20 protein-coding genes, 4 tRNA genes and 1 riboswitch are annotated in these 24,398 nt (G+C 62.0%); of the genes, 13 read left to right on the top strand and 11 right to left on the bottom strand.

Annotated features, from left to right (window positions below; genetic code table 11):
- Positions 1–90: 90 nt before the first annotated feature.
- Together NPS46_RS02030 and NPS46_RS02025 are read right to left on the bottom strand one after the other, a co-directional pair.
- Entirely contained in the window at positions 91–573 is a 483-nt protein-coding gene (locus tag NPS46_RS02030; protein WP_274104716.1) for a hypothetical protein, read from the bottom strand.
- Between the two features lie 271 nt (positions 574–844).
- Positions 845–1,069 (bottom strand): hypothetical protein, encoded by a 225-nt coding sequence (locus tag NPS46_RS02025; protein ID WP_007898912.1) that lies wholly within the window; start codon positions 1,067–1,069, stop codon positions 845–847.
- Between the two features lie 207 nt (positions 1,070–1,276).
- Between NPS46_RS02025 and NPS46_RS02020 the strand changes: the two genes are divergently transcribed.
- From NPS46_RS02020 to rmuC, 3 genes are all read left to right on the top strand, one after another.
- Positions 1,277–1,465: a hypothetical protein gene (locus tag NPS46_RS02020; protein ID WP_274104715.1), complete on the top strand. Its 189-nt coding sequence runs from the start codon at positions 1,277–1,279 to the stop codon at positions 1,463–1,465.
- 524 nt (positions 1,466–1,989) lie between these two features.
- The gene (locus NPS46_RS02015; RefSeq protein WP_274104714.1) at positions 1,990–2,313 is read left to right on the top strand and encodes a sel1 repeat family protein; all 324 of its coding nucleotides are present in this window, start codon (positions 1,990–1,992) and stop codon (positions 2,311–2,313) included.
- Between the two features lie 180 nt (positions 2,314–2,493).
- Positions 2,494–3,858: a DNA recombination protein RmuC gene (gene rmuC, locus NPS46_RS02010; RefSeq protein WP_274105378.1), complete on the top strand. Its 1,365-nt coding sequence runs from the start codon at positions 2,494–2,496 to the stop codon at positions 3,856–3,858.
- A gap of 24 nt (positions 3,859–3,882) precedes the next feature.
- On the opposite strand, the gene NPS46_RS02005 is transcribed toward rmuC, so the two are convergent.
- Both NPS46_RS02005 and NPS46_RS02000 read right to left on the bottom strand, forming a co-directional pair.
- A complete protein-coding gene (locus NPS46_RS02005) occupies positions 3,883–7,353 on the bottom strand; it encodes a hybrid sensor histidine kinase/response regulator (protein ID WP_274104713.1) in 3,471 nt (1,156 codons plus the stop codon).
- A gap of 172 nt (positions 7,354–7,525) precedes the next feature.
- On the bottom strand, positions 7,526–8,500 hold the full coding sequence (locus NPS46_RS02000) for a helix-turn-helix domain-containing protein (protein WP_274104712.1): 975 nt from the start codon (positions 8,498–8,500) through the stop codon (positions 7,526–7,528).
- A gap of 119 nt (positions 8,501–8,619) precedes the next feature.
- Here NPS46_RS02000 and NPS46_RS01995 point away from each other — a divergent pair, with 119 nt between their 5' ends.
- The 3 genes from NPS46_RS01995 to NPS46_RS01985 all read left to right on the top strand — a co-directional run bounded on the left by NPS46_RS01995 (position 8,620) and on the right by NPS46_RS01985 (position 12,146).
- A complete protein-coding gene (locus NPS46_RS01995) occupies positions 8,620–8,934 on the top strand; it encodes a cupin (protein ID WP_274104711.1) in 315 nt (104 codons plus the stop codon).
- Between the two features lie 106 nt (positions 8,935–9,040).
- Positions 9,041–10,180, top strand: coding sequence for a TDT family transporter (locus NPS46_RS01990; RefSeq protein ID WP_274104710.1), 1,140 nt, complete (start codon positions 9,041–9,043; stop codon positions 10,178–10,180).
- 91 nt (positions 10,181–10,271) lie between these two features.
- On the top strand, positions 10,272–12,146 hold the full coding sequence (locus tag NPS46_RS01985) for an MFS transporter (protein ID WP_274104709.1): 1,875 nt from the start codon (positions 10,272–10,274) through the stop codon (positions 12,144–12,146).
- A 54-nt stretch (positions 12,147–12,200) separates the two neighbouring features.
- On the opposite strand, the gene sugE is transcribed toward NPS46_RS01985, so the two are convergent.
- Both sugE and rdgC read right to left on the bottom strand, forming a co-directional pair.
- Positions 12,201–12,515, bottom strand: coding sequence for a quaternary ammonium compound efflux SMR transporter SugE (gene sugE, locus NPS46_RS01980; protein ID WP_274104708.1), 315 nt, complete (start codon positions 12,513–12,515; stop codon positions 12,201–12,203).
- A 167-nt stretch (positions 12,516–12,682) separates the two neighbouring features.
- Positions 12,683–13,603, bottom strand: coding sequence for a recombination-associated protein RdgC (gene rdgC, locus NPS46_RS01975; protein ID WP_274104707.1), 921 nt, complete (start codon positions 13,601–13,603; stop codon positions 12,683–12,685).
- Between the two features lie 159 nt (positions 13,604–13,762).
- Between rdgC and NPS46_RS01970 the strand changes: the two genes are divergently transcribed.
- Together NPS46_RS01970 and NPS46_RS01965 are read left to right on the top strand one after the other, a co-directional pair.
- A tRNA-Val gene (locus NPS46_RS01970) sits at positions 13,763–13,838 on the top strand.
- A gap of 20 nt (positions 13,839–13,858) precedes the next feature.
- A tRNA-Asp gene (locus tag NPS46_RS01965) sits at positions 13,859–13,935 on the top strand.
- A 122-nt stretch (positions 13,936–14,057) separates the two neighbouring features.
- On the opposite strand, the gene NPS46_RS01960 is transcribed toward NPS46_RS01965, so the two are convergent.
- The 5 genes from NPS46_RS01960 to NPS46_RS01940 are packed head-to-tail and all read right to left on the bottom strand — an operon-like array spanning position 14,058 to position 19,659.
- Entirely contained in the window at positions 14,058–14,825 is a 768-nt protein-coding gene (locus NPS46_RS01960; protein WP_274104706.1) for an ABC transporter ATP-binding protein, read from the bottom strand.
- Entirely contained in the window at positions 14,822–15,817 is a 996-nt protein-coding gene (locus tag NPS46_RS01955) for a FecCD family ABC transporter permease (protein WP_274104705.1), read from the bottom strand. Before NPS46_RS01955 ends, NPS46_RS01960 begins: the two co-directional genes overlap by 4 nt.
- Entirely contained in the window at positions 15,814–16,716 is a 903-nt protein-coding gene (locus NPS46_RS01950; RefSeq protein WP_274104704.1) for an ABC transporter substrate-binding protein, read from the bottom strand. Before NPS46_RS01950 ends, NPS46_RS01955 begins: the two co-directional genes overlap by 4 nt.
- Before the next feature lie 5 nt (positions 16,717–16,721).
- On the bottom strand, positions 16,722–18,848 hold the full coding sequence (locus NPS46_RS01945) for a TonB-dependent receptor (RefSeq protein WP_274104703.1): 2,127 nt from the start codon (positions 18,846–18,848) through the stop codon (positions 16,722–16,724).
- Between the two features lie 34 nt (positions 18,849–18,882).
- Positions 18,883–19,659, bottom strand: coding sequence for a class I SAM-dependent methyltransferase (locus tag NPS46_RS01940; RefSeq protein WP_274104702.1), 777 nt, complete (start codon positions 19,657–19,659; stop codon positions 18,883–18,885).
- A 108-nt stretch (positions 19,660–19,767) separates the two neighbouring features.
- Positions 19,768–19,968: riboswitch (cobalamin riboswitch) on the bottom strand.
- 189 nt (positions 19,969–20,157) lie between these two features.
- Between NPS46_RS01940 and NPS46_RS01935 the strand changes: the two genes are divergently transcribed.
- The 5 genes from NPS46_RS01935 (at position 20,158) to NPS46_RS01915 (ending at position 24,348) form a co-directional block, all read left to right on the top strand.
- A tRNA-Val gene (locus tag NPS46_RS01935) sits at positions 20,158–20,233 on the top strand.
- Positions 20,234–20,253: 20 nt separating this feature from the next.
- Positions 20,254–20,330: transfer RNA gene (locus NPS46_RS01930), tRNA-Asp, on the top strand.
- A 257-nt stretch (positions 20,331–20,587) separates the two neighbouring features.
- The gene (locus NPS46_RS01925; protein WP_274104701.1) at positions 20,588–22,594 is read left to right on the top strand and encodes a peptidase U32 family protein; all 2,007 of its coding nucleotides are present in this window, start codon (positions 20,588–20,590) and stop codon (positions 22,592–22,594) included.
- A 290-nt stretch (positions 22,595–22,884) separates the two neighbouring features.
- A complete protein-coding gene (locus NPS46_RS01920; protein ID WP_274104700.1) occupies positions 22,885–23,601 on the top strand; it encodes an FKBP-type peptidyl-prolyl cis-trans isomerase in 717 nt (238 codons plus the stop codon).
- A gap of 291 nt (positions 23,602–23,892) precedes the next feature.
- Entirely contained in the window at positions 23,893–24,348 is a 456-nt protein-coding gene (locus NPS46_RS01915) for a YkvA family protein (protein WP_274104699.1), read from the top strand.
- Positions 24,349–24,398: the final 50 nt, after the last annotated feature.

The raw sequence follows: 24,398 nt of genomic DNA, 5'->3' as shown, positions 1-24,398 counted from the left end.
GCTATAGGCTGAAACACTGGAGATAGAGCGGTTTTGTAGGACAATCCGACCAAATTTGCCGAAGTTTCCTAAACCATATTCATCGACTGTTCAGCACGCCAATGGCTCATTGGCGCAGAGGCAATTGCGCCAGGCCCCGGTGAAGTCGCGAAGTCGGCCCTGGGGCTGAAAGGTCTGCCGCCAGACCTTGGCCATGCCCAGCAGGTCGTCGGCTTCGGGGAGTGGGGTGTGCTGTTCTTCAATCAGCAACCAGGCGATGGCGGTGGCGTAGCGCAGGTTGACGGTCAGTTCCAGGTGCGGGCTGCTGAGGAAGGCGTGCTGGCTGGCCAGGCCGCGAACCAGGCTGGCCAGCTCCGGGTCCAGGGCCAGGTAGTGGTCCCAGAGCGCCGCGTGGCGCAGTTCGCCGATACGGTAGAGGCCATGGCCGCGCCGGTCGTGCAGCGCCGACCCCAGCTCTGACTGGCTGGCCGCGACGCCTAGCAGTAGGATTTCGGCGGCCGGGCTGTGGCGGTCGAGGTAAATCAGTGTCGGCCGGATCACATAGCGACACAATTCACTGGCGGCGATGCCCATAAGTCCCTCGAGCGTGAAAAGTGGCCGGCGAGGCCAGGGTGCTTGGCAGCAGGTGGATCGGTCAGGCTCGCCGGAAGCGGATCGGGCCGCTCGAGTTGAAGTCTAGTGTCATATCATTGCTGTAAAGGGCTGTTTTTAAACTATTTACGGCTGTGAGTTATTACCTATATATCCAGAAGTACTTAGATGTTCAGCGGTTTTATATAAATCGCGGGCAATAAAAAGCCCCGCTTTTATAGCGGGGCCTTGGCGTTTTGCATCTTGTCGTACTTCAGGCAACCAGTGCCTGGCGGGTACGTTCGATCACGGCCTGCAGCGGCTCGGCGCTGGAGTACTGGTCGGGGTACAGGCGCTCGCTGTGGCGCGCGATCCCGTGTTCATTGACCAGGGTGAAACTGAAGCAGCCTTTGCGAGCGGCCATAATCAGGCAGTTCATGGGAGCAAAAGCATTGGTTAGGGTGCGAATGGCATCCTGAGTATGGATTTGAGTCGACATAGTTATTAGGTGTTCCTACAAATGACACGGTATCAGAGCCGTGCAACGTTAAAACGTTCCAGTAACGTCGACCACCATTGGTCGAACGAAGAACCCGACTGGAACAAAGCAGCCAGTTTGTGCGCATTCATTTGATCGCGCTTGGGCTGGCAGGTAGGTACTTAGGAGGGCAGGCAACACGACAAGGGCAAAGGTTCTGGGCCCGGGGTGAAGATCCTGATCAATTTGCAGGTTGGTTCGGTCAGAGCTATGGACCTTGCACGGGCGTCGGATTCGTTTGAATGCGCGGGAGTGTGCAAGTGCAGCCTGGAAACCATCGAGGTGGTCGATCCCTTTTTTGCTGGCGAAGGCTTCGTTTTCGAAGGTTTGCCGGGGGATGTGTTCGACCAGAATTGACTTTCAGCTTGGTACTAACGTTGGTGATACTAGCCCATTGGGTTGAGGAAGGGAAGCACGGCGGACGAAGTCATTGCGCGGGTAGTGCCTGGTTGGACGATTGGCAACTGGGTGTTGGGCTGTGACGGCGGTCAGCCGTCGGCTTGTCATGAGGGTGGGCGGCCGGTCGATGCGCAGAAAAGGTGCGTCGATATAGCGCTTGGTAAGGTACTTGTGCACATGGATGGCACCGAAGGTTACAGCGGCGGCGTGATGTTTCTTTTGTGCCCCTTAGCCTCCAATGAAAATTTAAGTCAATGAAAAATCTGGTATTTTTTTATTGGTGAAAAAATCGTCAGTTTGACTGCGGGGCCCAGCCCGTGGGGCTTTGCGTAGGTTGAAGGGCGGTTGTCCACTGAGTTATCCACAGCTTCTGTGGATTGTCCCAAGCGCTTGCTCTAGAACGCGGTTGCAGAGCTTTCGACTTTACCTATGCAGTAAAAGGAGTAGAGTGGCGCGCCTTCCGATCTACCCCACAGTGTTTTATGAAGTTTCGTTCAATACCCTCTCCGGTAACACCTGCGGTTTCCTCTTCTGTCAGCCCCAAGCGTTTTTCGCTGCGGGTCGCTCTGTGGCTGTTGGACAGCCCTCATTTGGGGCAAAGCCCGAATATCAAGCATTTTGCCGGGCGTCTGCTCAAGCAGCCGGCGCGCGAAGGTGTGGTTGTCGCGCAGAGTCGGCTCGGCCAATTGCTGTGCCGTGATTGCGGCAGCGCCCGTGATCGGCGCATTGGCCAGGAACTGCTACGCCAGGCTGCCCGGGCCGGTGATCGCACGGCACAGTTGGAACTGGGCCTGCGCGAAGACTGAGCTGTCGCTGCCCGGCCGGCTTCGCTAACCTTACGGCTTTAGCCCGTTGGCACCTTTGGAGTGGTTATGGCTGTGGACCTGACCGGTATTCTGCTCGGCCTGGCCGGCGCGGCATTGCCGCTATTGGCTTTTATCTGGCAGCAGCAACGCCGTCTCGGTGCCGCGCAGGCGGCAACGGCGTTGCTTGAGGAGCGCCTGGATACCGCGCAACTGGCCCAGGACGGCCTGAGCGCACAGCTCGATGCCTGTCGCGACGAGATCAGTGACCTGGGCCAGGCCAATGCGGCCAAGCAGGCGGACCTGGCAGCCCTGCGCCGCGAGGTCGAGTTGCTCCAGATCGAGCGAGACAACGCCCGCGATGCCGCCCATGCCTGGAGCATCGAGCGCGCCGGCAAAGAGGCTGAGCTGCGGCGTCTGGATGCGCAGGCGGCGGCGCTGAGCGCTGAACTGCGTGAGCAGCAGGACAGCCATCAGCAGCGCCTGAGCGACCTGCAGGGCTCCCGCGATGAGTTGCGGGCCCAGTTTGCCGAGCTGGCCGCCAAGATTTTCGATGAGCGCGAGCAGCGTTTTGCCGAGAACAGCCAGCAACGCCTGGGGCAATTGCTTGACCCGCTCAAGGAACGGATCCAGTCATTCGAAAAGCGCGTCGAGGAAAGCTATCAGCAGGAAGCGCGCGAGCGTTTCTCCTTGAGCAAGGAGCTGGAGCGCCTGCAACAGCTCAACCAGCGCCTGAGCGATGAGGCGACCAACCTGACGCGCGCCCTCAAGGGCCAGAAGACCCAGGGCAACTGGGGAGAGCTAATCCTGGAGCGGGTGCTTGAACATGCGGGCCTGGAAAAGGGCCGCGAGTATCAGACCCAGGTCAGCCTAAAAGGCCCGGACGGCGAGCGCTTCCAGCCTGACGTGCTGATCATGTTGCCCGGCGACAAGCAGGTGGTGGTCGACTCGAAAGTCAGTCTGACGGCCTACCAGCAATATGTCGCCGCCGAGGACGAGGCCATCGGCCAGGCGGCCCTCAAACAGCATGTGCTGTCGCTGCGCAATCATGTCAAAGGTCTCGCCGGCAAGGACTACAAGCGCCTCGAAGGGTTGCATAGTCTGGATTTCGTCCTGCTGTTCGTACCGATAGAGGCCGCTTTCTCCGCCGCCTTGCAGGCCGAGCCCAATCTGTTCCAGGAAGCCTTCGATCGCAATATCGTGATTGTCAGCCCGACCACGTTGCTGGCGACCCTGCGGGTGATCGACAGCCTCTGGAAGCAGGAGCGCCAGAGCCAGAACGCCCGGGAAATCGCCGAGCGCGCCGGCTGGCTCTATGACAAGTTCGTGCTGTTTATCCAGGACCTGGATGAGGTCGGTAATCGCCTGCAGCAGTTGGACAAGGCTTACGCCGCCGCGCGCAATAAGCTTACGGAGGGCCGTGGCAATCTGATCAGCCGCAGCGAGCAACTCAAGCTGCTGGGCGCGCGTGCCAGTAAAAGCCTGCCGGCCGACCTGCTGGAGCGGGCGATGACCGATGCTGATGGGCTGCTCGAACTGCCGGAGTGATCGGCAGTTCTTTACAGCCGGCCCTTAGTGGGGCAAGTGGCGGTTGAGCAGGGCGCGCAACGCGGCCGGCTTGACCGGTTTGGCCAGGTAGTCCAGGCCGGCCGCGTGGACTTGCGCGACCATCTCCGGGCGCCCGTCGGCGCTGATGACCACACCCGGCACCGGTTCGCCCAATTGTGTGCGCAGCCAGGCCATGAGTTGCGTACCGGTTTCCCCGTCGTCCAGGTGATAGTCCACCAGCACCACCTGCGGGCGTATGCCTTGTTCCAGTAGCGCCTGGCATTCTTCGCGGTTCCGGGCGGTCCAGACCTGGCAGCCCCAGCGGCTGAGCAGGCTGTTCATGCCAATCAGGATGCTGTCTTCGTTGTCGATGCACAGCACTTGGGTGCCGGTCAGCGGCAAGCCGTTCGGCTCGGCGACCTTGTTGGGAATGACATGCTGGCTGCGCGCCAGCGGCACACTGACGCTGAACACGCTGCCGCGGCCCGGCCATGAGCGCACCTGCAGGTGATGGCCGAGCACTCGGCACAGGCCGTCGGCAATTGCCAGGCCCAGGCCCAGGCCTTTCTCGGCGCGGGTCTGATGGCTGTCGAGGCGTTTGAACTCCTCGAAAATCTCCCGTTGCTTGTCTGCGGGGATCCCCGGCCCACGGTCCCAGACCTCCAGGCAGAGCTGCCCTTTGCGCCGACGTACGCCCAGCAGCACCGGCCCCTTGGCGTATCGGAAGGCGTTGGTCAGGAAGTTCTGCAGAATCCGGCGCAGCAACTTGATATCGCTGTCGATGCGCAGGCGGCTGCCCCGCACCCGGAACTGCAGGCCCTGCTCCTGGGCCAGGGCCTTGAACTCGGCGCCGAGGATGTCGAACAGCTCGTTGACTACGAATGGCTTGGGGTCTGGGTTGATCTTGCCGTTTTCCAGGCGCGAGATATCCAGTAGATCACTGATCAGGTCTTCGGCCGAGCGCAGGGAACTGTCCAGGTGCTGGACCAACTGCTGGGCGTCGTCGCTTAGACCCTCTTGCTGGTGGGAGAGTGCGGCGGAAAACAGCCGGGCGGCGTTCAGCGGCTGCATCAGGTCGTGGCTGACGGCCGCGAGGAAGCGGGTTTTTGACTGGTTCGCCGATTCGGCGGTGCCCTTGGCTTCGGTCAGTGCCTGGTTCAGTTTCGACAGTTCATGGGTGCGTTCGGCCACCCGCTGTTCCAGGCCTTCGTTGGCCTCGGTCAAGGCCTGTTCGGCCTCGCGGAACGCGGTAATGTCGGTGAAGCTCATGACAAAGCCGCCCCCGGGCATCGGGTTGCCGATCAGCTCGATGACTCGGCCGTTGGGAAACAGGCGCTCGGAGGTGTGCGCGCGGCCCTGGCGCATCCAGTGCAGGCGCCGGGCAACATGCACTTCGGCCTCGCCCGGCCCGCACAGGCCACGCTCGGCGTTGTAGCGAATGATATCGGCGATTGGCCGCCCCACACTGATCAGCCCTTCCGGGTAGTTGAACAGCTCCAGGTAGCGCCGGTTCCAGGCCACCAGCTTGAGTGACTGGTCGACCACGCTGATGCCCTGGGTGATGTTTTCGATCGCCCCCTGCAGCAGGGCGCGGTTGAATTGCAGCACCTCGGAGGCTTCGTCGGCGATCCGCACCACGTCTTCAAGTTGCATCTCCCGGCCTTCGATGGCCGCCTTGACCACGGCGCGGGTCGAGGAGGTCCCCAGCACGCCAGCCAGCAGGCGCTCGGTATGGGCGATCCAGTCGCTGTCGGCGTTCTGGTTGGGGTTGAAGCTCTTGCCCTGGCGATAAGCGAAGCGCACAAAGCTTTGTTGGGCGCGCTCTTCGCCGACAAAGCGGGCGGCCAGGCTCAGGAGGTCGTTGATCTGCACGGCGAGCATCGAGCGGGCGTTGGGGCGGGCGCTGATCTCCTGGCCGATAAAGCGTCCGGCCTGCCAGTGCTCGGAGACTCGGGTGCGCGACAGGACCGAGACCCAGGCAAATAGGGTGAAGTTACTGGCCAGCGACAGCACCACGCCCTGGGTCAGCGGGGTGATCGGCAAGTCCAGCGGATTGCCGTGCAGCCACGCCAGGCCCGGGAAACTGTCCAGCGACCAGCCCAGGCTGTGGGCGGCAATCGGCAGAATCAGGGTGTAGAACCACAGGAAGGTACCCGCCGCGAGACCGGCGAACACGCCCCGGCGGTTGGCCTGCTTCCAGTACAGCGCGCCCAGCATGGCCGGGGCCAGTTGGGTGACGGCAGCGAAGGCGATCTGGCCGATGGTCGCCAGGCTGGCGGTGGAGCCGAGCAGGCGATAACTGACATAGGCCAGCAGCAGGATAATCACGATGCTGACCCGGCGGACCGAGAGCATCCAATGGCGGAACACCTCGAACGGGCGTTCGGCGTTTTTGCGGCGCAGCAGCCACGGCAGCAGGATGTCGTTGGACAGCATGGTCGAGAGTGCGACGCTGGCGACGATCACCATGCCAGTCGCGGCCGAGGCGCCGCCGATAAAGGCCAGCATGGCAAGGGCCGGGTGGGCCTGGGCCAGCGGCAGGCTGATGACGAAGGAGTCCGGCAGGACCGAACTGGGTAGCAGCATCTGTCCGGCCAGGGCAATCGGCACGACGAACAGGGCCGCGAGAATCAGGTAGGCCGGAAACACCCACTTGGCCAGGCGCAGGTCCTGGGGGTCGATATTTTCCACCACCGTGACGTGAAACTGCCGGGGTAGGCAGATGATCGCCATCATTGCCACGCCGGTTTGCACCACCATCGAGGGCCAGTTGATGGTTTCCTTCCAGTACTGCTCCAGGCGCGGCGCCAGCATCGCCTGGTTGAACAGGTCGCCGAAGCCGTCGTACAGGCCGTAGGTGACAAAGGCGCCGACGGCGAGAAAGGCGAACAGCTTGACCAGCGACTCGAACGCGATGGCCAGCATCATGCCGCGGTGGTGCTCGGTGGCGTCCAGGTTACGAGTGCCGAAAACAATGGTGAACAGGGCCAGGACCAGTGAGACCACCAGTGCCGTGTCCTGAGCGCGGGTCCCCGTGGCATCGGCGCCAGCGCCGATCAGCAGGTTGACGCCCAGGACAATACCCTTGAGTTGCAGGGCGATGTAAGGCAGCACGCCAACCAGGCAGATGAGCGCCACGACCACGGCCAGTGATTGTGACTTGCCATAGCGGGCGGCAATAAAGTCGGCGATGGAGGTGATGTTCTCCTGCTTGCTGATCATCACCATCTTTTGCAGAACCCAGGGGGCCAGCACCAGGAGCAGTACCGGCCCTAGGTAGATCGGCAAGAAGGCCCAGAGTTGCTCGGCCGCCTGGCCGACCGCGCCAAAGAAGGTCCAGCTGGTGCAGTACACCGCCAGGGACAGGCTGTAGACCCAGGCGCGCACCCGCGGTGGCAGCGGCGCGTGGCGGCGATCACCGTAGAACGCGATGGCAAACATAATGGCCATATAGGCCAGGGCAACGGCGGCGATCAGCCCGCTGGACAACGACATGGTAACTCCACACACAAAAGACGACCGCGGGCGCTCCAGCCCCGGCCAGACAGTCTGGCACGATGTCCGGCGTTCGTCAGTGTCGACCAAGGTCGCAGCGCGGCGAAGGGTCGCACGACGTTGGTCGACATAGCCAAACGCCATGGTTCGAGCCCTGGGAGTAGGCGGTCGTTCACTGGCCCTGGAACTGCGCCCGGTAACTGGAAGGGGAAATCTGTAGCGTCGCATTGAAATGCTGGCGCAGTGACAAGGCGCTGCCAAATCCCGACTGACGAGCGACCGCTTCAATATCCAGCGGGCCGCTCTCCAGCAGGCGCTGGGCATGGCTCAGGCGTTGGCCCAATAGCCATTGGCCGGCCGTGGTGCCGGTCAACTGGCGAAAATGACGGGTAAAGGTGCGCCGGCTCATCGCCGCCCGTTTGGCCAGGGCATCCAGGCTGTGGGGTTCGGTGAAGTGTTGGGCCAGCCACTCGAGCAACTGGCCCATGCGGTCCTGTTCGCCGGCTGCGGGAAGCGGGCGCTCGATAAATTGCGCCTGGCCGCCGGCGCGGTGGGGCGCGAGCACCAGGCGGCGGGCGATGCGGTGGCTGATTTCGGCGCCGCACAGTTGTTGCAGCAGGTAGAGGCAGCAGTCCAGGCCTGCGGCGCTGCCGGCGGAGGTCAGCAGCGGGGCGGCGTCGGCGTACAGCACGTCGGCGTCGAGCAGAACCTGCGGGTACTTTTGCGCGAAGCGATCGGCCCAGTGCCAATGAGTGGTGGCTTTGCGTCCGTTGAGCAGTCCGGCTTCGGCCAGTACAAAAGCGCCCAGGCACAGGCCGACGATACGCGCGCCGCGACGCTCGCCGTCGCGCAGTGCGTCAAGCAGTTCCTGAGGCGGGCGTTCGTCGACATCGCGCCAGGATGGCATGACGATGATGTCGGCATCGCGCAATGCTTCCAGGCCATGGCGTGGGCTGATATCGAAGCCGGCCGACGTTCTCAGGGGCGGTGTTTCAAGGGCGCAGACTTTCAGGCGAAAGCGCGGCATGTCGCGGCTCTGGCGGGTTTCGTCGAACACCAGGGTCGGGACGCTAAGGTGAAAGGCACTGATGCCATTGAACGCCACCACGGCAACGGTGATCGGCGGTGCGAGGGAGGGTGTGGACATGGGCGGGCCTGCCGATGACGGAATGGCCCGATTGTATCGAATATTGTCTTTCGGGCCACTCATGCCCTGGCGGTGCTTGAGCGAACATGGCGCACAGAGCCGACAATGGGAGCTGGGTCGTGGCCAGGATCGTTCGCAGCAGGGAATTTACCGGGACTCAGGCCTGGGAGGCGCTGCCCATCGCTACGATGAACGGCATCAGTACGCGGCTGCACTGGACCGACCAACCTTATCGTTGGCATATCAATGATGGGCAGGAGGTGTTCGTCGTATTGGACGGCCAGGTGAAGATGCATTACCGCGAGGCGGGAGAGCATTGTTGTGTGCTGCTGGAGGTGGGTGACATCTTTCATGCCACCCAGGGGACCGAGCATCTGGCCCAGCCGGTAGGTGTTGCGCGGGTGTTGGTGGTGGAAACGGTGGGCAGCGCCTGAGGTCATTATCTGTAAAGTAGATAAGATATAGAGAAAATACCCGTTATATAGATATTCGATTGGGTTCTATCATGCTTCCTACCTCACCTGAGGACAGGAGTTGAAGATGAAATGCCCTAACCTATCGCGCCCCTTAAGCGGGCTGCAGCATCCTCGCGAAGCGATTCGCCAGTTCACCCCGAACTGGTTCGCCGCCACCATGGGCACCGGCGTGCTGGCGTTGGTGCTGGCGCAATTGCCGGTGCAGATTCCCGGCCTGTATGCCGTTGCCGAGGGATTGTGGCTATTTAATATTGCGCTTTTCATGCTGTTCAGCGTCTTGTACACAGCGCGCTGGATCATGTTTTTCGATGAGGCGCAGCGCATCTTTGGCCACTCTACGGTGTCGATGTTTTTCGGCACCATCCCCATGGGGCTGGCCACCATCATCAATGGTTTTCTGCTGTTTGGCGTGGCGCGCTGGGGCGAGTCGATGGTCACGGTCGCGCATTGGCTGTGGTGGTTCGACGTGGCCTTGTCGCTGGCCTGCGGCGTGCTGATTCCGTTCATGATGTTTACGCGCCAGGAGCACAGCATCGACCAGATGACCGCGGTCTGGCTGCTCCCGGTCGTCGCCGCCGAAGTGGCAGCGGCCAGTGGTGGCCTGCTGGCGCCCCATCTGCACGATGCGTCGGCGCAGTTCAGTGTGCTGGTGACCAGCTATGTGCTCTGGGCATTCTCGCTGCCGGTGGCGTTCAGCATCCTGACCGTGCTGTTGCTGCGGATGGTGCTGCACAACCTGCCCCACGCGAGTATGGCCGCGTCGAGCTGGCTGGCACTGGGGCCGATCGGTACCGGAGCCCTGGGGATGTTGTTGCTGGGGGCGGATGCGCCGGCGATCTTTGCCGCCAATGGTTTGCCGGGGATTGGCGAAGTGGCTGCCGGCCTTGGCCTGGTGGCCGGGATCACCTTGTGGGGGCTGGGGTTGTGGTGGTTGCTGATCGCCGTGTTGATTACCTTGCGCTACCTGCGTGACGAGATTCCTTTCAATCTGGGATGGTGGGGCTTTACCTTTCCGCTGGGGGTGTACTGCCTGGCTACGCTGAAGCTGGGGAGCAGCTTGGAGATGGCGTTCTTCAGTGTGTTCGGCGCGGTGCTGGCCGCGGCCCTGGCCGGGCTCTGGCTGCTGATAGGGGCGCGCACGGTGCGGGGGGCCTGGCGCGGTGAGCTGTTCGTGTCGCCGTGCATCGCCGGCCTGCAAAAATAATGTCTCGGGATCAATGATTGTTGTGGCCTGGAGCGCTTGCTCGCATTCCAATACAGTAAGCCGCTCCGGCGCCACTTAGGATCCATGGACGATGAGTCATCCTTCGCAGTTCAGTTTGCTTGGCAAGCGACGCTTCCTGCCGTTTTTCGTGACGCAGTCGCTGGGTGCCTTCAACGACAATATTTTCAAGCAGTCGCTGATCCTGGCCATTCTCTACAAGTTGAGCATCGAGGGTGATCGCTCGATCTGGGTCAATCTCTGTGCCTTGCTGTTTATCCTGCCGTTCTTCCTGTTCTCGGCCCTGGCCGGGCAATTTGGCGAGAAGTTCGCCAAGGATGCGCTGATCCGCCTGATCAAGCTGGGTGAGATCGCGATCATGGCCATTGGGGCCGTCGGCTTTATGTTCGATCACCTGGTGCTGATGTTGGTGGCGCTGTTCGCCATGGGCACGCATTCGGCGTTGTTCGGTCCGGTGAAGTATTCGATCCTGCCCCAGGCCTTGCGTGAAGAGGAACTGGTGGGCGGCAATGGCCTGGTGGAGATGGGCACGTTCCTGGCCATTCTCGCGGGCACCATTGGCGCGGGGATCATGCTGTCCTCCAGCAATTACGCGCCCATCGTCTCGGTGGCCATTGTGCTGGTGGCGACCCTGGGCTACCTGGCCAGCCGCTGGATTCCCCGCGCGGCGGCGGCCAGCCCGACACTGCAGTTGAACTGGAATATTTTCAGCCAGTCCTGGGCCACCCTGCGCCTGGGCCTGAACCAGACGCCTGCGGTGTCCCGCTCGATTGTCGGCAACTCATGGTTCTGGTTTGTCGGTGCGATCTACCTGACGCAGATTCCGGCGTATGCCAAAGAATGGCTGTACGGCGATGAAACCGTGGTCACGCTGATCTTGACGGTGTTCTCGGTGGGGATCGCCGTGGGGTCGATGCTTTGCGAGCGACTGTCCGGACGCAAGGTCGAGATCGGCCTGGTGCCCTTTGGCTCCTTTGGCCTGACACTGTTCGGCCTGTTGCTCTGGTGGCATTCGGGCCAGTTGCCGCAGAGCCTGCAGCCCAATGATTGGCTGATGGTGCTGGGCCATTCCCAGGCCTGGTGGGTGTTGCTGGATATTCTTGGGCTGGGGGTGTTTGGCGGCTTCTATATCGTGCCGCTGTACGCCCTGATCCAGTCGCGTACCGCCGAAAACGAGCGGGCGCGGGTCATTGCCGCGAACAATATTCTCAATGCCTTGTTTATGGTGGTCTCGGCCATCGTCAGCATCCTGTTGCTCAGCGTTGCCCACCTGTCGATTCCGGAGCTGTTTCTGGCCGTGTCGCTGATGAACGTCGCGGTCAACGCCTACATCTTCAAGATCGTGCCCGAGTTCAGCATGCGGTTCATGATCTGGCTGCTGGGGCATTCGATGTATCGCGTCGAACACCGCAACCTCGAGTTGATTCCCGATGAGGGCGCAGCGCTACTGGTGTGCAATCACGTGTCCTTTGTCGATGCCTTGCTGGTCGGCGGCGCGGTGCGGCGGCCAATCCGCTTTGTGATGTATTACAAGATCTACAACCTGCCGGTGCTCAACTTTATTTTCCGCACGGCCGGGACTATTCCCATCGCCGGACGGCATGAGGATGAGCAGATCTATGAAAGGGCATTCCGCAAGATCGCCGAGTACCTGAAGGCGGGCGAACTGGTGTGCATCTTTCCGGAAGGCAAGCTGACCGGCGATGGCGAGATCAGTGAGTTCAAGAGTGGCTTGACGCGGATTCTCGAGGAAACCCCGGTGCCGGTGATTCCGCTGGCGTTGCAGGGGCTGTGGGGCAGCTTTTTCAGTCGTGATCCGAACAAGGGCTGGTTTCACCGCTTGTGGTCGCGGGTGACCCTGGTGGCCGGACCGGCCGTCGAGCCACAGGACGCGGCGCCGTCGCTGTTGCGCGAGCAGGTTCTGCACTTGCGCGGGGCGGTTCGTTAGGTTGTTGCGAGCCCGTGCGCTCCCCGTTACAGGAGCGCACGGGCTCGCGATGGACTAGGTGCTGATCTTCAGCCCGATCAGGCCGGCAATGATTAGTGCAACGCTGGCCAGGCGAAACAGCGCCATGGACTCGCCAAACAGGATGATCCCGGCGATCACGGTGCCGACAGCGCCCACACCGGTCCAGATGGCATAGGCGGTGCCCAGGGGCAGCTCCTTCATCGCCAGGCCGAGCAAGCCAAGGCTGACGGCCATGGCCGCAATAGTCAGGGCGGTCGGTAATGGCCGACTGAAACCATCAGTGTATTTCAGGCCGACGGCCCAGCCCACTTCAAACAAACCGGCGAAAAACAGAATGATCCAGGACATGGATACCTCCATCGAATGACGGGGTCGTCCCCAATTGAGTCATTTGAGCAAGCCGCAGGGTCGTCCCCGCACTGCGCAGTAGAGTGCCTAAGCCTGATCGCAGGAGCAAGTTCGCTGTTGGGCTGGAGAATGCGCGCCGTTGTTGCAACGGCGCGTGGAGCGGGAGGTCAGATGCCTTGTGGCGTCTCTTCGCCGCCCAGGGCTTCGATCAGCTCGGGGAGGAATTCGCCGAAAGTCAGCATCATCAGCGTGAAGCTGGCATCGAGCTGGCCGAGGGCTTCGTCGCCACCGTCCTGTTCGGCCTGATCCTGCAGCAAGTCTTCGAACTTCAGGCGCTTGACCACCATTTTGTCATCGAGCACGAAGGACAGCTTGTCCTGCCAGGCCAGGGCCAATTGAGTGACGACTTTGCCGGTGCTCAAGTGCAACTGGATTTCGTCGCCGGTCAGGTCCTGGCGCTTGCACCGCACAATGCCGCCGTCTTCGTGGGTGTCGCGCAGCTCGCATTCGTCGAGGACGAAGAAGTTGTCGGCGGCTTTCTGGGTTTTGACCCAGTCGGTCATGATGGCGCTCGGGGCGGTTTTCACGGTCACCGGGCGAACCGGCAGGGTGCCCAGCACTTCACGCAGGGTCGACAGTAGGTCTTCGGCGCGCTTCGGGCTGGCCGAGTTGACCAGGATCAGGCCCTGTTTGGGCGCGATGGCGGCGAAAGTCGCGGAGCGGCGGATAAAGGCGCGGGGCAGGAAGGCCTGGATGATTTCATCCTTGAGCTGGTCGCGTTCCTTCTTGTAGACCTTGCGCATTTGCTCGGCCTCGATTTCCTCGACCTTTTCCTTCAGCGCATCGCGTACAACGCTACCGGGCAAAATGCGTTCTTCCTTGCGCGCAGCGACCAGCAGGAAGTCCTGGCTGACGTGCACCAGCGGCGCATCCTCACCTTTGCCGAAAGGGGCGACGAAACCGTAGGTGGTCAACTCCTGGCTTGCACAGGCACGTGCCGGCTTGGTCGCCAGTGCGGTTTCCAGCGCCTCGGCATCAAAAGGCAGATCTTGGGTCAGGCGATAGATAAGCAGGTTTTTGAACCACATGGGGTGAATCACTCCTTTATACAAAGGTGGGCATTATTGTCCTCGCGGCAGCATAGGCCAACCCTGTGTAAGTCTTTGGAAGGCCTGAAAAAATTATTTTAGAAAGTGCTTGCCAGAGTGGGGGGCGCTCCGTAGAATGCGCGCCACACCGAAAGCGAAGGGTGATTAGCTCAGCCGGGAGAGCATCTGCCTTACAAGCAGAGGGTCGGCGGTTCGATCCCGTCATCACCCACCATTTCGTTCTCAGTGTTACGCGCAGCGGTAGTTCAGTCGGTTAGAATACCGGCCTGTCACGCCGGGGGTCGCGGGTTCGAGTCCCGTCCGCTGCGCCATATTTTTGATCTGGACCACTGAACGCCAGATCATCGCGAAAAGCCCGCCTAGTGCGGGCTTTTTCGTGTCTGCGATTCCTCTTTTACGCCCTCTGCGTAAAGCGCCGTGCCTTGGCAAGACGCTACGGATGAGTCGTGCCCAGGGGGATGGGGTATGGCCCATGGGGGCTGTCCTGCCAGATAAACGTCAGGCCAAAGGCCTGTTCCAGCCAGCCGGCCTGGCGGACCGTTTGCGGGCAGCCCTGGCCCAGCAAACGGCCTTCAGCCAGCACTGCAATGCGGTCGGCGAAGCGCAGGGCCAGCCCCAGATCATGCAGCACCAGCAACTGTGCGCAGTGATCCAGGCGGCTGCGTAGATAGTTCATCAGGTGGAGTTGATGGGCAATATCCAGCGCCGCCGTCGGCTCATCGGCCAGCAGCAGCGGCGAATCCGCGGCCAGGGCCCAGCCGATTCCGGCCCGGGCCCGTTCGCCGCCGGACAATTGGGACAGCCGGCGCTGCAGCAGATGGCCGATATCCAGCGAGTCGATCAAGGCCCGGGGCAGTGCCTGGCCGAGTTGGCCGGGATTGCGTCGGGCGCCCAGTTGCAACAGTTCTTCGACCTGCAGGTCCCATTGGCTGCGAAAGTCCTGGGGCAGGTAGGCCAGATACTGTGCGCGCTCTGCTGCTGGCCAGCGGTCAAAGGCACGCTGTTGCAGGTGTATCTGTCCGCTGCTCAGGGCCTGGACACCGGCGAGGGCGCGCAATGCGGTGCTTTTGCCCGAGCCGTTGGGGCCGACCAGCACCAGCATTTCGCCTGCGTGAAGGTCCAGTGCGAAATCCTGCAGCACCGCTTTGCCGGCGTAGCGTACGCACAGTCCCTGGGCCTGAAGGGCGGGAAGGGGGCTCATGCGGTGGGCCTCGTGCGGGTCAGTAAAACAATGAAGAAGGGCGCGCCGAGGAGTGCGGTCAGCAGGCCCAGGGGGATTTCCGCCGGCGGCAGCAGGCTGCGAGCCAGGCCGTCGAGCAAGGCCAGCAAGGCACCACTGGTGAGTGCGCTGGCGACAATCAGCCGGCGATGCGTCGGGCCGATCAGCCAGCGCACGGCGTGGGGCGCGACGAGGCCGACGAAGCCGACGAGCCCGCCCCAGGACACGGCCAGCGCAGTGATGGCGGCTGCCAGCAGCAGTGCCAGATTGATAAAGCGTTGCGGACGCAGGCCCATGCTGTAGGCCACCGAGTCGCCGAGGCCCAGCAGGTCCAGGCCGTGGGCCAGGCGGCTGGCGCTGAACAGTGCCAGGCCGGTCAGCAGGGCCAGCAGGCCCAGCGCGGCAAAGTCCGGGGTATGAATGCCGCCCAGGGTCCAGCTCAGGACCACTTGCAGATTGACCGTTTCATCGGACAGCGCCAGCAGCAGCAAGCTGCGCAGGGCGCCGAGCAGGGCGGCCACGGCGATTCCGGCCAGCAGCAGGCCGCTGGTGTCATTGATCCGGGTCAGGCGGGTAATCAGCAGCACCAGCAGGGTCGCGCCCCAGGCGCCGACGAAAGCCAGTAGCGGCAGGCTCAGTGACATGGCCAGGGGGAGTGGCACCAGCAACGCGATGGCGGCGCCCACCGCGGCGCCCGGCGCGCTGCCCAGCAGGTAAGGCTCGGCCAGCGGGTTGCGGAAAACTCCCTGGAAAATCACCCCGGCCAGGCCCAGGCAGGCGCCCACGCAAAAGGCCGCCAGCACCCTGGGCAGGCGCCAGTTCAAGAGGAGTTGGGCGAAAGGTGAATCGCTGCCTTGCCACAAGGCGATCAGATCGCTCCAGCGCGCGGGTTCGGCGCCCAGCCAGAGGCCGATCAGGATCGCCGGGAGCGGCGTCAGGCATAGCAGGCGATAGCGTCGGTCGGCGGCGCTCATGGTGCGGGCTCGGCATGGGGGGAGGGGAAAAGATCGGGGTGGAGCAGGGCGGCCAATTGCTCGACGCCATCGACCACCCTGGGGCCGGGTATCAACAGCAGGGCGCTGGGTAGGCTGTCGATGCGTCCGGCAGCGACCGCCGGGATGCTCTGCCAGCCTGGCCGTCGGGCCAGGGCGGCGGCTTGTTGCGGGGTGCCGGCAACGATAATGCGTGCAGGATTGGCGTGAAAGACCGATTCGCCGCCGACCTGGCTCAGGCGGCTGTCGGCGAACAGGTTCCGGCCGCCGGCCAGGCGCAGGATATCGCTGGTGTAGTTTTTCCCGCGCAGGCTCAGGTAGCTGCCGCGCTCATTGCTGCCCGTTTCCATGTAAACCGCCACCGGAGGTCGGCCGGCCAGGCGTGCCTGGACGGCATCGAGGCGCACCTGCATACGCTTGATCAACTGTTCGGCATCCGGCTCATGGCCGGTGGCCCGACCCAGCAGGCGGATATTGGCGAGCACGGCATCGAGATCACGGTGATTGAGGACCAGTGCCGGGATGCCGATGCGTTGCAGCGGGTCGACCAGGGTCGCGGCTTGCCGCGCTGGCGTCATGACGACCAGGTCGGCCTGGAGCCGGGCGATGGCTTCGACGGAGAACCCCAGGCGCCCACCGACCTTGCTGCGCTCGGCGATATCGGCCGGGTAGCGGGTCCATTCCTCGACGCCGACGATGGCATCGCCGGCGCCGATGGCCGCCAGCATTTCCACGTTGCTGGCGAAAATGGCGACGATGCGCTGCGGCTGGCGCGCGATTTCCACCTGGCGACCCAATGCATCGACCACCGTCAGCGGAAAGCCGCCGTCAGCCCGGGTGCCCGGGCTGAGCAGCAGGCATAAAAGCACCAGCCAGCGCATCCGGGTTAGAACCGGTAACGGGCGCCGAGGTACAGCTCGCGGCCCGGATTGCTATTGCCCAGGCCACCATTGGAAGCGCGCGGATCGGCCAGCGAAGAGTCGTTGCCGGTGGCGATGAACAGGGTGCTGCGGTCGATATCGAACAGGTTGTTGACCCCGCCGAACAGGCTCAGCTGTTCGTTCAAGTGGTAGTTGCCGCGCAAATTGAAGACCCAGAATGGCGCTTTGCGATAGACGTAGTTGGCATCCGGGGTCAGCAGGCGTTCTTCGGTGCGATAGTACACGGGGCCGCGCAGTATCGCATTGACCCCCAGGTCCCAATGGCGTTCCTGGCCATAGGTCAGGGCGAGGCCGGCCTGGTGCTGGTACATGCGTTGGATTTGGTCGCGATGCGGGCCGGTCAGGGTGGCCGCGGCGCCCTTGTCGTCCATGTCGAAGTTCCAGGTGGCATTGGCATTAAGGCGCAGGATACGGTCTTCGCCGAGGGCCAGGGCGCTGGCCAGGTCGTACTGCCATTGCGCTTCGAGGCCACGAATCACGGCGTCGCCGTCGCCATTGATGTATTGGCTGACATTGTTGCCCAGCGGGCGGCTGGTGATGCGGTCCTGGATACGGTTCTGGAACAGCGCCAGGTCGAAGAACTGGTGGCGGTTGGTCAGGGTGATCCCCGTTTCGAACTGCAGGCTGGTTTCCGGCTTGAGGTCGGCATTGCCCAGGGTCTGGCTGCCGCTGGTGGTGGTGAAGTTGGCTGCCAGCTCACCGGCCAGTGGCGCGCGGAAACCGGTGGAGACCCCGGCGCGCAGCTTGACGCCGGGGAGGGCTTGGAAAGCGGCGCCCAGGCTGTAGGTCGCTTCGTCGAAGCTGCGGGTCTTTTCGTCCAGCAGCGGCATGTAGTCGGTCTTGACTGTGCTGGAGCGGCCATAGCTATAGCGCGAGCCGGCGCGCAGGGTCAGGCGGTCGTCCATCAGGCGCTGGATCAGCTCGGCATAGAGTGCGGCACTGAGGTCGTCCGAGTTGATGTCATAAGGGGCGACCTGGCTGTTGGTCGAGCCGTTCATGGCGATGCGCAAGCGATCGTTGCGCAGTTTGCTTTTTTCCAGGTCCAGGCCCACCAGGAGGTCGGTGCCGGGGCTCAGCAGAAACTGTGGGGTCAGCTTGAGTCCGTAGGCGTCAAGGCGGCGCTCGATATGATCCTTGCTGAAACCGGCCGTGCCGTTGCCCTGGCGCTCCGAGCCCCAGTGCAGGTCGTCGATATCGCGCAGTGCATAAGCCTGGGATGACCAGTTGAGCCAGTCGGTCGGCTTGGCCGTCCAGTTGGCTTCTACCGACTGGTTGTAGCGATTGTCGTAGTTGTTGTAGTCCCACTGCGAACCGCGAAAGCCGGCGTCGTAAATGCCGTCGGAGCGCAGGGTCACCTCCACGCGCTGGTCGTCGGACAGCTCATAGCCCAGCGCCAGCAGGCCGCCGCGGCGCTTCCAGGCGGTGTTTTCCTGGGTGCCGTCGGCACTGCGGTAATCGTCGCGTCGGCCACTGTCCATGCCCAGGTAGTAGTCCAGTGCGCCGGACTGGCCGCTTTGGAACAGGCTGGTCTGGGCCAGGCCCCAGGACCCGCCCTGGAGGGTCGCGCCGCCGCCTTCGGTGTTGCGGCCATTGCGCGTGATGATATTGATCACGCCACCGATGGCCTGGCTGCCGTAGATCACCGACGCGGGGCCACGGATGATTTCGATACGCGCGACGTGTGCCGGTGAGAGCTTGGAAATGTTCGCGGTGCCGGCCCGGCGTCCGTTGAGCAGAACCGTGACCTGGCTGCGGAAATCCCGGCCCTGGCCATCGGTGTTGCCGCCCCGGATATTGATCGAGGTCTGCCCCGGGGTCCATTCGCTGAAAAAGCCCACGGCGTTTTCTGCCAACAAGTCGGTGAGGCTGCGGGCTGACGAGCGTTCGATCTGTTCGCTGTCGATCACCTGCACGGTGCTGGTCACATCCTTGAGGGATTCGCCGGCGCGCGGGGCGCTGACCAGGGTCGAGTCCATCTGCAGGACTGCAGGGCTGTCGGCGGCGCGGGTGGCCAGGCTGCTGCCCAACAGGAAGGGCAGGGCGGCGGTGATGACATGGCGTAAGCGAGGCATAGGAGAAGTCCGAGGCATTATTGTAAGAGCTGGATCATGCTTGCCAGATCAGGCTGGCCGCGCGTTTCGGGGCGCTGGCCAGCCAGCCGCCGGGGGTGGCTTGCAGGTGATCCTGCAAATGCCGTTCAAGCAGCCGCAGCGCTGCGCCATCGAGGGCGCCGAGTTTCTCCCTGAAGTGCATCAGGGCGGCTTCCGGTGTGGCGAACAGGGTGCTGAAGGCCCAGTCGGTAAAGAGAATATGGTTGGGTTGGGCGCTGGGGCTGAGTTCGTCCAGGGTCAATTGGTAGCCTGGGGTCATATCGCTGCGGTGCAGTTGCGCTGGCAAAAAGCCTGAGAGGCAATAGGTCCGTGGCCCTTCCTGGGCCGGCAGGTTCCACACCAGTGTGCGCTTGGCCAGGGGGCGGATCTGCTGGAGGAAGGTTTCGGCCTGGCCGTCGGCCACCGGGATATTGGCGCACAGCAGCGTGTCGGCGGGCACCAGGTCCAGCTTGCCAAGATCCTGCCAAAGGCTGTTGTGCAGGTTCAGCTCGACGGACGGCGCTTGTGCTGCCAGGCGCTGGATGCAGCCACGCATATAGGCATTGGGTTCGACAGCGGTCCATTGGGCGCCGGGTGCTAGCAGATGGCGACCGAGAATGCCCGAGCCGGCGCCGATATCCAGCAGGTCTTGCTGTGGGCCGAGCTCTGCCAGCAGTCGACCACCTACGCGCTCGACATAATTGGAGGCGGCCAGGTGTTCGCTGTAGAACGCGGCGTCACGGTCGTTCCAGACTGTGGGAATAGAGCGGTGGTGCTGGGTTGCAACGGTCATCGAGGTGCGCCGGGTTGAGCTGAGCCGGGCAAGCAAGGGAGCTGACGCAGAAAGTCGGCGTGCAGAAGAGGATGCGCACGCCAAGGCCTGCACCCGCCCACCGCGGATTGCCATGTGTTGGATCAGGCCGGTCTCCGGGCTCACGAGGTTCATGAAATATTCGCCTTCCCATGCCTTGGCACAGTGGCAGTGTGAATAGTTCGCTCGTATACCGTTGCGGGGGCAGCGCCGGACTGGCCAAAAGGCGTACCGGCTTCCCGTTTCACCCGCAGCACGACGGCTGCGGACACCTGAAACTGGCGCGCATCTGACCATTGGCAGGCGAGGGCGTCAACCGCTGGTCAGGAATATGTCAGGGGAGACGCGGCAGGAGAGTGAGTTTTTTCGGGCTGGAATAGAGCGTTTTTTAGCGATTAATCATTTTTTTGAATAATTTATTATTTAAATCAACACGTTGTGTTTTTTTGTGGCAGAATGCGCCCCGCACCAAAAGCGAAAGGGTGATTAGCTCAGCTGGGAGAGCATCTGCCTTACAAGCAGAGGGTCGGCGGTTCGATCCCGTCATCACCCACCACTTCGTTTTCAGTGTGTCGCGCAGCGGTAGTTCAGTCGGTTAGAATACCGGCCTGTCACGCCGGGGGTCGCGGGTTCGAGTCCCGTCCGCTGCGCCATATTTTTGATCTGGACCACTGAACGCCAGATCATCGCGAGAAGCCCGCCTAGTGCGGGCTTTTTCGTTTTCGGCCGTTTGTTTTTGCGCTTTCGAGCCGCAGACGACCGCTTGAGCCTCTCTTTATTAAGCATCCACTGACAGCCACTTTATTAAGTCCTGTCGTCGGACTGCGCGGCCTTGCGCAGACATGGCGCGTTTTCAGGCTAAAATGGCCGGTCGAACCATGACCCTCTTGCCTGAAGCCAGAATAAGACCATGTCCCTACCCAAGCACCACCTCGAACTCCTCAGCCCTGCGCGTGATACTGCCATCGCCAAGGAGGCCATCCTGCATGGTGCTGATGCCATCTACATTGGCGGCCCCAGCTTCGGTGCTCGGCACAATGCGAGTAACAGCGTGGAAGATATCGCCGAGCTGGTGAGCTTTGCCCGCCTGTTCCACGCCAAAGTTTTCGTCACTATCAATACCATCCTGCATGACGACGAACTGGAGCCGGCGCGCAAGCTGATTTGGCAACTGTACGAGGCGGGTGTCGATGCGCTGATCGTGCAGGACATGGGCGTGCTGGAAATGGACATTCCGCCGATCGAGCTGCATGCCAGCACGCAGACCGACATTCGCGGCCTGGATAAAGCCAGGTTTCTTTCCCAGGCAGGTTTTTCCCAACTGGTGCTGGCGCGTGAGCTGAATCTGCAGGAGATCCGCACGATCAGCGAAGGCGTCGATTCAGCCATCGAGTTCTTTATTCACGGCGCCTTGTGCGTGGCGTTTTCCGGGCAGTGCAATATCTCCCATGCGCAGACCGGCCGCAGTGCCAACCGGGGCGACTGCTCCCAGGCCTGCCGCCTGCCGTACACCCTCAAGGATGACCAGGGCCGGGTTGTCGCCTACGACAAGCACCTGCTGTCGATGAAGGACAACAACCAGAGCGCCAACCTGCGCGCACTGGTCGATGCCGGCGTGCGCTCGTTCAAGATCGAAGGGCGTTACAAGGACATGAGCTACGTGAAGAACATCACGGCGTTCTACCGTCAGCAGCTCGACGAGATCCTGACCGAGCGCCCGGAGCTGGCACGTTCGTCCAGTGGCTTTACCGAGCACTTCTTCCTGCCCGATCCGGAAAAGACCTTTCACCGTGGCAGCACTGACTATTTTGTCAGTGACCGCAAGATCGACATCGGCGCGTTCGAGTCGCCCAAATTTGTCGGCCTTCCCGTGGGCGAAGTGTTGAGTGTCGGCAAGAGCGAACTCACCGTGGTGACCCGCGAGCGCCTCAATAACGGTGATGGCCTGAATGTCCTGTTCAAGCGCAATGTCGTGGGTTTTCGGGCCAATACCGTGGAGCCGATGGGGGAGTTCGAGCAGGACGGCGTCGAGCATCGGCAATACCGTGTGGTGCCCAATGAAATGCCTGCGGAGTTGAAGGAGCTGCGCCCGCACCATGTGCTCAATCGCAACCTGGATCACAACTGGCAGCAGGCCTTGATGAAAACCTCGGCCGAGCGTCGGGTCGCGGTCACCTGGGCGGCGCGTTTGAGCGAGCAGCAGGTCAGCCTGACCGTCACCAGCAGCGAGGGTATCAGCGCTACGGTCAACCTGGCCGGACCGTTTGGTACACCCAAGGATGCCGAACAGGCCCGCAGCCAGTTACAGGACACCCTGGGCAAGCTGGGCACGACCCTGTACTACGCCAGCGAAGTCTCTATCGATGAGCAGCAAGCGGTGTTCGTCCCCAATTCCCAGCTCAAGGCGCTGCGCCGCGAGGCGATCGAGGCATTGACCGCTGCGCGGGTGGAAGGCCATCCACGGGGTGGGCGCAAGGCCGTGAGTGTTCCGCCGCCGGTGTACCCGGAGGCGCACCTGAGCTTCCTGGCCAACGTGTACAACGAAAAGGCGCGGGCGTTCTATCACCGCTTCGGTGTGCAATTGATCGACGCGGCCTACGAGGCCCACGAAGAGCCGGGCGAAGTGCCGGTGATGATCACCAAGCACTGCCTGCGTTTCTCCTTCAACCTGTGCCCCAAGCAGGCCAAGGGCGTGACGGGCGTGCGGACCAAGGTCGCGCCCATGCAATTGATCCATCAGGACGAGGTGCTGACCCTCAAGTTCGATTGCAAGCCCTGCGAAATGCACATCATCGGCAAGATGAAAGGGCATATCTTCAACCAGCCGCATCCGGGCAGCGCCGAAAGCATGGTGGGCTACATCACCCCGGATGACCTGCTCAAGACCATCAAGCGTCCCGCGACCGGCATGCACTGATTTCAGAGCTGCCTGGCAAGCGGGTAACGTCTGGTAAACCAAGCCCATGGTTCATCCCCTGGCGGGATGAACCATGGGCTTTGGCGAAAGTGACGCTGCTTTCAGCCCGTGATACTGGCATTTTGGCTTGATCGTTTGGCCTGCTGGAAATATGCCTTGGCGAAAAAGGTTCCACGCCCTGAACTTATCGGCTATTTGTGCCTCTCATGCCGGTAGCCATTGGTCGTGGCCGCCTGATAAGCTCGCGGCTTTACTCGATTGCCCTTTTGGCGCATGAACAAGGAAATAGCATGAAACAGCATCGGTTGGCGGCGGCGGTAGCCCTGGTTAGCCTGGTACTGGCGGGTTGTGACTCGCAGACCAGCGTAGAGCTGAAAACTCCGGCGCAGAAAGCCTCCTACGGCATCGGCCTGAACATGGGCAAGAGCCTGGCTCAGGAAGGTATGGACGATCTCGACTCCAAGGCCGTGGCCCAGGGCATCGAAGACGCCGTCGGCAAGAAAGAACAGAAACTCAAGGATGAAGAGCTGGTCGAGGCATTCGCTGCCTTGCAGAAGCGTGCCGAAGAGCGTCTGGTCAAAATGAGCGAAGAGTCGGCAGCTGCCGGCAAGAAGTTCCTTGAAGAAAACGCCAAGAAAGCGGGTGTCGTCACCACCGCTTCGGGCTTGCAGTATGAAGTCGTGCAGAAGGCCGATGGCGCCCAGCCAAAAGCGACTGACGTCGTCACTGTGCACTACACCGGCAAGCTGACCAACGGCACCGTGTTCGACAGCTCCGTAGAACGTGGCAGCCCGATCGATCTGCCTGTCAGCGGCGTGATCCCAGGTTGGGTCGAAGGCCTGCAACTGATGCATGTCGGCGAGAAGTACAAGCTGTACATCCCGAGCGACCTGGCCTACGGCGCACAAAGCCCGAGCCCGGCGATTCCAGCCAACTCCGTACTGGTCTTCGACCTGGAGCTGTTGGCTATCAAGGATCCAGCCAAGCAAGAAGACGCCGCCAAGTAAGCTGCGGTTTTCTTTGCACAGCGCCCCGTTTCGACGGGGCGTTGTCGTTTCCGGCGTTGGCAGAACCTAAGCCCGGGCGAACGTTGGCGCGCTGGTGCAGTCTTACTTTCGGTAGCTTCTGATTGCGTTCAAGTCAATGAAATACTGGGCTTTTTTTAGGTGAGTAAAAAATGCCCGATCTGAGCCAGGCCCTTGTAGAGTGGGCCTTTCAGCTATGAAAAGTGGCTCTGTTCACAAGGTTATCCACAATTTGTGTGGATAACATTTTGTGTCACCTGACGTGGAGTGAAGATGAAAGCCCCGTGGAATTTCACCCGCTTCCTACCGCTCGCACAACGACTCCTGGGGCGGGGGCGGTTGCCAGCGTTACTGTTTGCGGTGGCGCGCAAGGGCAACGCCCAAGGCAATCGCCTGGGCAAGCTCAAAAGCGACCTGCGCCTGCTCCAGGCGCTATGCCTGGCCTACTGGCGTGGCGAGTACCGGGCGATCAGCCCCAAGGCCTTGATCTCGGTGGTCGCCGGGTTGATGTATTTTCTCAGCCCGATCGATGCCATCCCGGATTTTCTTCCGGTGTTTGGCATGTTCGACGATATTGCGGTCCTGGCCTGGTTGATGAAAACCCTAGACGACGAATTGAGTGCCTTTCGTGTCTGGCGTGAGCGCCAGGCACCGGAGAAACTGCGCGAGGTCGAGCGTTTGCCGGACAGTGTGAAAGCCTTGCAGCTGGAACACCCGGATAAAATCTAAGGTTTTTCCCGTTTAACCCCCGTAGCAACAACACTAACGACCGTGGCGGC

The sequence above is a fragment of the Pseudomonas putida genome, assembly GCF_028682395.1.
GTDB lineage: Bacteria > Pseudomonadota > Gammaproteobacteria > Pseudomonadales > Pseudomonadaceae > Aquipseudomonas > Aquipseudomonas putida_AB.
Note: the sequence above shows the minus strand (reverse complement) of the source record. Positions and strands in the feature narration are given on the sequence as shown.